Annotated in this window: 8 protein-coding genes; 3 read left to right on the forward strand and 5 right to left on the reverse strand. The window is 54.6% G+C overall.

Translation table 11 applies throughout. The annotated features are described in order from the left end of the window. The first annotated feature begins 381 nt into the window (after positions 1-381). Complete coding sequence (locus IQ254_RS27585) at positions 382-1,164, forward strand: hypothetical protein (protein ID WP_228041157.1); 783 nt, start codon at positions 382-384, stop codon at positions 1,162-1,164. Positions 1,165-1,337: 173 nt separating this feature from the next. On the opposite strand, the gene IQ254_RS27590 is transcribed toward IQ254_RS27585, so the two are convergent. Both IQ254_RS27590 and IQ254_RS27595 read right to left on the reverse strand, forming a co-directional pair. Further along, on the reverse strand, positions 1,338-2,600 hold the full coding sequence (locus IQ254_RS27590) for a glucosyl-3-phosphoglycerate synthase (RefSeq protein WP_193969357.1): 1,263 nt from the start codon (positions 2,598-2,600) through the stop codon (positions 1,338-1,340). Between the two features lie 78 nt (positions 2,601-2,678). Beyond that, complete coding sequence (locus IQ254_RS27595; protein WP_193969358.1) at positions 2,679-4,172, reverse strand: glycosyl hydrolase family 57; 1,494 nt, start codon at positions 4,170-4,172, stop codon at positions 2,679-2,681. 238 nt (positions 4,173-4,410) lie between these two features. On the opposite strand from IQ254_RS27595, the gene IQ254_RS27600 reads away from it, so the two are divergent. Continuing rightward, the gene (locus IQ254_RS27600) at positions 4,411-4,704 is read left to right on the forward strand and encodes a hypothetical protein (protein WP_193969359.1); all 294 of its coding nucleotides are present in this window, start codon (positions 4,411-4,413) and stop codon (positions 4,702-4,704) included. A 2-nt stretch (positions 4,705-4,706) separates the two neighbouring features. Further along, positions 4,707-5,162: a PIN domain-containing protein gene (locus tag IQ254_RS27605; protein WP_193969360.1), complete on the forward strand. Its 456-nt coding sequence runs from the start codon at positions 4,707-4,709 to the stop codon at positions 5,160-5,162. A gap of 23 nt (positions 5,163-5,185) precedes the next feature. Here IQ254_RS27605 and IQ254_RS27610 read toward each other — a convergent pair whose 3' ends face one another. The 3 genes from IQ254_RS27610 to IQ254_RS27620 form a co-directional block, all read right to left on the reverse strand. Next, a complete protein-coding gene (locus IQ254_RS27610) occupies positions 5,186-6,202 on the reverse strand; it encodes an endonuclease/exonuclease/phosphatase family protein (RefSeq protein ID WP_193969361.1) in 1,017 nt (338 codons plus the stop codon). Between the two features lie 221 nt (positions 6,203-6,423). Next, on the reverse strand, positions 6,424-7,116 hold the full coding sequence (locus tag IQ254_RS27615; RefSeq protein ID WP_193969362.1) for a DUF3800 domain-containing protein: 693 nt from the start codon (positions 7,114-7,116) through the stop codon (positions 6,424-6,426). Between the two features lie 191 nt (positions 7,117-7,307). Next, the coding region (locus IQ254_RS27620; protein ID WP_193969363.1) for an ATP-grasp domain-containing protein at positions 7,308-8,553 on the reverse strand (1,246 nt) is incomplete at its 5' end.

The raw sequence follows: 8,553 nt of genomic DNA on the forward strand, positions 1-8,553 counted from the left end.
ATATGCGCTCGGTCACGCGTCCGATAGGGAACTGTCTGAGCCTCCCGAAGTTCACTTAACGTGCGGTCTTCTTCCTCGGTCAAAATGATGCGTAATGGGGCGGGCATTTGAGGGCACTCTGGCTACCCTGCTATCTTACATTTAATCTCAACTGCCTACTTAGGAGTTCTGCTATGAGAGCAAAGTCATTGCGATCGCTACGGCAGTCCTAGGGGAACCCGACGCCGGTGCAGTTAGGGTTAACACCGAGGTCTCATCACCGCGATCGACAGGATCTCATGATAATTACTGAATTCTGCCGCAACCCGCACGGCAACCTTATTTGGAGGGCACTATAGTCGAAAGCTAGTTCTCCTATTCAGCCATTTTTTTCCACCAGCCATGAAAACCTCTACAGTTCTCGTGCATTCAACCCTTGGGCAGACCCCTACCATCAGTCGTCTGCCAGTGGATAACCCCTGGATGCTATCGACCGGCGGACTGTTGGTATTGCTGCTGGGGTTAGGGGTGTATTCAAACCTGCAAACCCGCCGCTTGATGAAGCAACTCAAGTTTGAAACCTATAAAAACAAGGAGATGCAAAAGAAGGTCAAACTGGCGCTTAAAACCATCACTAAGATGGAGCGTAACCCTGACCTAATTCACTCCCGCGAGTGTAACCTCGACTATCTGCGGATGCGCATGGATGAGGAGCATTTCCACACCAGCATCGTCAACCAGCTCAAGGTTAAGGTAAAGCAAAAAATTTCTGTAGCCCTACGTCCACGTCAGGCCGAAGAAGGTCTGATTGGCATTGCCAGTAAGCCCCGGGCTGTCGATGAAATCTTTGATGTAGAGTACAGTCTCCAAGACAACCCCACAGGCAGGAAACAGGTGCTGTTTCGCATTCAAATTAGGCTAGCTAAGCTGCCTACCCAGGCCACCTCCTCTACAATTGGCCAGCTGATCGACTGCATTGAAAACTTTATGAGCCCCGATGCCGAAGAGGTTCACTGGCAACCCACCATTCAGGGCCGAATCGCCTATATGCACTGGGATCAAAAGGCAAAGCCCACGCCTCTGTTGGTGATTGAACAGTCTAGCGAGGGTGTTAATGTCACCCTTCGTAGCCGCAATAGCAGTATTCCGACTGTCCCCAAGGCCGCTCAGCACAAATCTGCCTAGAACGCCGGTACAGAAACCCGGTTTCTCGGCCAGAATGCCAGTCATGCCGTTAGGGCAGCGACCAAGAAACCGGGATTTTAGCCATACTGTACCATTGCTCTAGCTGCACCCAGGCAAGTGATGGTAGCGAAGAGTTGATGACCGCTGATTCCTAGGCTCTGGGGATCGATCGTCTAGCCGGGCACGGCGACAAAAACACCCGGCGGCATGGTCGCTGGGGTTGGAGCCGAGCGGGCCTGGGCCATATCTGAGAGAATCGCATCGAGCAATTGTTCACGCAGGTCGGGAATAACGGCCAGGGCACGGGTCCAGTCGGGGATTTGGGTGCCGGTGGGGTCGTCGAGGTACTGATTACCAGCCTCTAAAATGACCTGCTCAAAGGTTTCAATGGTCATTTCTTCTTTGTGGCGATCGTACTCAAGGCCGTTGAAGCGAGCATCGACAAAGTACTGGCGGGCCAGATTTTGAGCCTCACGGCGGTACTTGATCCGCAGAGCGCGAATGTGGTCGGCGCTAATGGCAACTTGCTCGGTTTCGGTCAGGGTACGAAACACCGATTGCAGAATGTCGCGACACATTTTTTGCAGTCCTGAGTTGGTCGAAGTGCCTAGGGACTGGTGCTTATGCTCGAAGATGCCCAGATCGATTTGGGCAATACGCTTTAGGGCCACATTGCGGTAGACTTCGGCCAGCAACCCCACTTCTAACCCCCAGTTCCCCGGGATGCGGGTGGTCAGGGCCAGATCCCTGGAGAGGGCAAATTCGCCAGAGAGGGGGTAACGATAGGCGTCGAGGTAGCGCAGGTAGTCGCTGTAGCCGAATAGCTCCATCAACGAGGTGATGAGTGGGGTGACAAATAGTCGGGTAACGCGACCGTGGAGGCTGCGAGGGTTATGCCCAACTCGGGCGTAGTAGGCTTTGCTAAAGGCGATGCCAAAGTCTTGTTCGAGCAGTGGGTACAGCAGTTTGAGGGGGTAGGCACGATCATAGGTAACAATGTCGGCATCGTGGAGGGCGATCGCAGCGGCATGCAGCGTGGCTACCCCCAGCCCCAGCCACACGGCCCGCCCTTTACCCTTAAACCGCAGCAGGTCTAGACCTTTATCTTTGAGGGTTTGCAGAATGCCGGTAATGCCTGGGCCATTTTCCCACAGCACGAAGGTGGGCTGGGGTAGGGGTTCGAAAAACTGGACGGCGTGGCAATACTGCTCAAAGGTATCGGCGTAGAGGCAAATGATGACATTGTTAACAAAGGGGCAATGGCTGAGGTGGTCGCGAATAGTGGCCAGGGCAGGGCGTTGGAGCTCGTCGTAGAGCGACGGAATCAGCACGGCGGTAGGGTTAGTTTGACTCAGCTCAGTCAGGCGCTGCTCCAGCCGCTCAGGATTGTAGCCGAGGTCGTGGATAGTCGTGATCAGCTCTTGCTTATAGTCCATACCCTGATGTCCCTAAAGGCCAGATTTCATCATAGGGATAAGTGGCGATCGCAAGATGTCTGAATCAATACTTGAACACTAGGCAAAGTCGTGGGCGAGAATAGCCTGCCCCCGGAGGTAGATTTCTTCAGCGTAGCCCGTCCAGGTGCCCTGGCCCCAGTAGCGAAAGCAGCTGGTTTGTAGCAGCAGGTTGTGGATCAGAGCGTTGCGATAGCGGGGTTGGCGTTCTAGAGCTTCGCCCTGCTCAGGCTGGCGGTTCATGGTTTGGTGGAACTGAGCCGACAACCGCTGCATGGGGTCGAGCACGTTGTCGTAGCCCTGCACCCAGCTGCGATCGCTTGTCCAGGAGCCCCCTTCCATGGAGAAGCTCTGATCTTCGGTGCGAATAGCGGCGATCGCAGTGGCCATGACCTCCGGCCCGGTGGCATCACCCATTGCCGCCCACAGCCGACTCTGGCCCACCGCCTGACAGGGAGGGAAGGTTTCAGGGCCGCATCCTGCCGCTGCCAACAGTTCCAGATATTCGGTGCCGTTAAAGCCCACTACACCCCGGCGACCACTGCCGTGATCGCGCATTTCGTACCACGATCGCATGAAGGCGCTGGGGAACTCATTCATCATTACGCCGCCGTTTTCGCCGTCGCTGATCTGGCTGACCAGCGGGGGCACCGTGGCGGGGCCGAGCACAACTTTGCCTAAGGTTTTTGCTTCCCAGTAGGGCTGCATCTGGCCCACCAGCTTGGTATCAGACCCCTGGGTTTTGACCAGTACCACAATCTCTTCAACCTCGCCCTGAGCATTGCGGGCCACCAGGCGGTGGGGCAAGTGGGGCTGCGATAGGCCCTGGCCATCGAGGGATTCTACGGTGTGTTCCTGCACCAGCAGCCAGCGATAGCCGCAGTCTTTGAGGGTTTTAACAAAGGCGTAGAGCAGGTCGGGGTGGTTGGGCAGGTGCATCTCCGGCGGCGAAAAGCCCCGCACCCGGCGCAGGGCCTCGATTCCGAATAGGGCGGCAAAGTGATGCTGCCAGGCGCGAATGTGCAGCTTGAGATCGGGCACCGGGGTCGAAGGCACCACCGCATGGCCCCAGCAGGTGCCCAGCCACTCGACGTGGGGTTGGTAGGCCGGGTCGCAGGCCAGGCGGCGCAGTTTATCCAAGATATCCTGGCGATCCATCTGTTGCAGCCCCCACAGCAGGGTGCCTGAGTAGTCGAGCATGACCCGAGGGTTGCAGCCCTGGTTTACCAACTCGGGGATGAAGTCCCCCAGGCGAGCGTAGCAGTAGGCAAAGGTGCCGGCATTGTGGTTGTCCCCATCGTAGGGGTGCTCAAACATGTACTGGAGATGGTTGATCAGCTCGCCCGTGGCCCCGGCGGGGATGGTGGGCTGGTGCATGTGCAGAGCGATCGCAAACCCCGCCGAAATTTCGTCTAATGCCAGATTAGTGTGAGGCAAAAATATGGGCGTATTGCTGGCCATGGCGGCTGCAATATCGGCCTCGCAACCCGACAACAGCGGCAGCCCATCTTCCAGGGTGGGCCAGTCAACAGGAGATAGCACAGCACCGGTCATAGAACCCTCCAAGCAAGGCCCCCCGCCTTTGAGTTGTCAATCCGCCGGGCAAGCCTATGGTCACTATTTAGTGTGGCACCCAGGGGAGCTTTTGCACTATGGCTAGCAACATTTTGTGGTCTGGTTGGCTCAAGTGGCTTGAAAGCTCAGGTACACACCTCTACAAGACAGATCTTAAGACCGCTATACTGACCTGTAGACTCTCAACATAGCCTGCTGACGTAGTGGGGAAAGCGCAGTGAATGTAAAAGAGGCCGTTGCCCGGGCGAAGCAGTATGTCTTTGAGCTTTTTTCGGATGAAAGCCCCGCGAATATCAGGTTAGAAGAAGTTGAATTTGATGAAAAGGCCAATGAGTGGCTTGTCACCATTGGGTTTTCTCGTCCGTGGGATAATCCGGCAAAGTCTCCTCTGACAGCCTTCACGAATCCAGAAGTGCCGCCGCTGCCAGCCAGAAGAGCCTATAAAGTTGTGAGGATTTCTAATGATAAAGATGACGTGATCTCTGTAAAATCCCGTGAGATTAAAGTTTGACTGTGCGTACAGTTTTAGTTGACACAAATCTTCTCGTTTTGTTGATTGTGGGAGCAACGTCGCGAGACTATATTGCCAGACACAAGCGCCTGACCGCCTTTATTCCGCAAGATTATGATGTCTTGCTCCACATCATCTCAGATGCAGCAGTACGAGTGACGCCGAACATATTGACAGAGATATCTAATTTAGCCGCTTACATTGACAATCTAGCCAAAAGGCAGATTTTTGAAACTTTTCAAAAGCTTATTTCCAATTGTTTGGAGGTTTATGTTCCCAGTACTACCGCTATCAGGCGTTGGGAATTCATTCACCTTGGCCTAACCGATGCAGCAGTGCTTGAAGCGTTGACCAATCAAGTTGTTCTTCTCACCACTGATTTAGATTTATTTTTGGCTGCTCAGTCCGCTGGGGTTTCAGCCATTAACTTTAACCAACTGCGCGATCGGTATCTATGACTGACGGCTCGCCTTTGACCGCACTAAGCCACCAGCTGGGGCCAGGGTGAGGGCGGCGGGTTAAGCTCAATAGTGGCGACCACCTGGCCATGGTCTGACTGCCAGGGCTCAAAGTTTTCTTCTAGCAGGGTCTGGTCAAATAGGTGATCGTTAAACACCGACACGTAGGTGACGCGGCCAATGCGATCGCGGTTTTGGGCCGAAAACTCTTCGCTCACCATGATGTGGTCGAGGCTGTCGTAGTGGCCGTTGTGAATGTGGGTATAGTAGTGGTCGCCGTAGCCCAGCCGGGCCTGAATGTCTTTGACCTGGTACAGCAGCACATCCCACACCGGGGCTTTTTTGCGGTAGGGCCAGCATTCCCAGGGGGGGGTACCGGCCACAATCTGGGTGGTGACGGCGGTGTGGTTGTCGTTGACATCGCCCATGACAATGACCGGATACTTGCGATCGCGCAGCCCATCCATCAGCAAAAACCGTAGGGCCGTGGCCTCGGCGGTGCGGCGAATAAGCGATCGGGCGTGGCCTTTGGCGATTTCTACCGGGTCGCTGCGATCGACCCCGTTGGTCATCATCGGTCGCTTCGACTTCAGATGCACCACAAATACAGTGCAGTGAATGGTGTCGCTCAGCGCCAGATCGACCGCCAGCACTGGGTGCGAAAACTGCCGCATGGGAATCTCGGCCCCGTCTAAGTCCAAAATGCTCTCAGCCGGAAACTCGTCGTAGACCCGCTGCCCCAACACCGGAAAATTGGTCGCTAGCGCCACCCCCGGCCCGCGGCCAAACCCCTCGGCCATGACAATCTCGTGCTGCTGGTGGTATTCGCTGCGGTGCAGCGCTTCCTTGAGCGCCCCCCGGTGAAACACCTCTTGAAAGCCGCAGATGTCTGCCTTCATGCGATCGAGTTGGGCTCCAATCCAGGTGAGTTTTTTGAGATACTGTGCTTGGGAGTAGGTTTCGCCCTGGTAAAACTCGCGATCGGGCAGCATCAGGTTGTTGAGGTTAAAGGTGCCGACGCGAAACTGGTTGCGTTCCATAGCTGCCGCTGGGGGTAGAGGTGCCCATAAGCATACCGCCGCCGCTTAAATGTGGATGTCGGCACCAAACTCTCTGTGACTGTTTGGTGATTGGTAGGGGAAAAACTCTGCGATCGCGCAATTAGAGCGAACAATACCATTGTCTCCTCTGCCTCTACCCTGCTCAGATGGTTCAACTGGGGCGAGGCTCTGGTCAGTCTTTAGCCAAAGCAATCTGCATCTTATTGCAAAACATGTAGTCCATGGACAATACCACCTTCTGAATCAAATCTAGGCTCAATTATAGAAAAGAACTTATCATCACCCTTTTCAAAGTTCCGAAAAATAGCATAGGCGATTAAATCGGCTAGTTGAATTAACCTTGATGCTTTCGAGTCTAAGAAGAGAGGCACCTCTGAAAAATTCCTGATCACGCCCCATGTATATCCTATAGTCCTGAAATCAGTCGCTAAGGCTTGGATAGTTGTTTCGTAAGTGGATTTATCGAAAATGATAATCCCTCTATGAGTATCGCTATTCCTATGTAATCGCATAAGGTATTGATCAAATCTGCTGGCGAGTTGCTCAAATGTAACCTCAACTGGGTCCTTGGGGGAAACCACAGTCTTCTTGATTACGCTTGCGAATAACCGATTGCTTGGATGAGATTGTAGAAAAACTTTAAGGGCATCTTCAATGGCTGAGTGCCTAAACTCTCTGGGGTAACGTCTCCATTGCCCTCTACCTCCAAACATTGGACTGCCATGCAACTCTACATTCGCAGGATCAGCCGGGTCGAATTTAGCTGCAATTTGATCAAGTTCGTTGGCAAGCCAGAACCCTTGGCGTTCAAATACACAAAACCCTGCAAGTACAAAATATTGCTGGTTTGGGTCGTGTGTTGTACCAGATTCATCTACGTACAGTAGATACATTCAATAGGGTTGGTTTTAATATTCAAAACAGTCAAGGGAAGACCAAGCTTCCGCGATCCGAAAAGGCCAGACCTCTCGACTGTAAGTACAGTATAACCATTGGTTTGATGCCATTGTATGTTTCACCGTTAAACGCCTAACATTCTTCATGGAGAGTATTCACAGGTTTAGAGCCCTTTCATTCTGCAACTCTACATTCCCACATACTCCTGGAGCGATTTGACCTGGAGAGGATGTTGCTGCAAGGAGTGGATCGCAGAAGCCGTTGCTTTAGCCCCCGCGATCGTGGTGATAATTGGCACCTTATAGGCCAGGGCGGTGCGGCGAATCGAGCGATCGTCTTCTAGGGCAGTGCTGCCTGCCGGGGTGTTGATGATCAGCTGAATTTCGTTGTTTTTGATCGCATCCTCGATGTTGGGGCGGCCCTCGTGGACTTTGAGAATCAGGTTTACATCAAGCCCTTCATCCATCAGGGCGGCGCGGGTGCCGGAGGTGGCAATTAGCTTTAGGCCCATCTCGGCTAGCTCTTTGGCTACGGGGATGACGGCGACCTTATCGCGATCGTTCATGGAGATAAATACGGTGCCCGTGAGCGGCAGCTTTTGGTTGGCCCCCAGTTCGGCCTTGGCAAAGGCTTTACCAAAGTCGGCATCGATGCCCATGACTTCGCCAGTGGAACGCATTTCGGGGCCAAGGAGGGCGTCGGTGCCGGCAAACTTATCGAAGGGCAGCACCGCTTCTTTGACCGAGATATGGTGGGGAATTACCTCTTCGGTAAAGCCTAGTTCGGCCAGGGTTTTGCCCGACATCACCCGTACGGCTAGCTTGGCCAATGGGTGGCCGATCGCCTTCGACACAAAGGGCACCGTGCGTGAGGCGCGGGGGTTGGCCTCGATGATGTAGACCTGGTCGCCCTTGACCGCAAACTGAATATTCATCAGGCCGATGACGCTGAGGCGCTTGGCCAGCTTTTTTGTCCAGTCGCGGATGGTGGCCAGGGCCTCGGGGGGCAGGGTCATGGTGGGCAGCGAACAGGCCGAATCGCCGGAGTGAATGCCCGCCTGTTCGATGTGCTCCATAATGCCGCCGATGACGACCTGGCCGGTGTGGTCGGCGATCGCATCCACATCCACCTCGATCGCATTCTCTAGAAACTTGTCGATGAGAATAGGGTGGTCGGGCTCGACCAGCACCGCGTAGGTCATGTAGCGCTCCAGGTCGGCGTCGGAGTAGACGATTTCCATGGCCCGACCCCCGAGCACGTAGCTGGGCCGCACCACGACGGGGTAGTCGATCTGCTGGGCCACCTGGAGGGCGTCATTGTAGCTGCGGGCCATGCCGTTGGGGGGTTGTTTGATATCCAGCTCGCGCAAGATCGCCTCGAAGCGCTCCCGGTCTTCGGCGGTGTCGATGGAGTCGGGGGAGGTGCCCCAGATG

The organism is Nodosilinea sp. LEGE 07088, from assembly GCF_015207395.1.
GTDB lineage: Bacteria > Cyanobacteriota > Cyanobacteriia > Phormidesmidales > Phormidesmidaceae > Nodosilinea.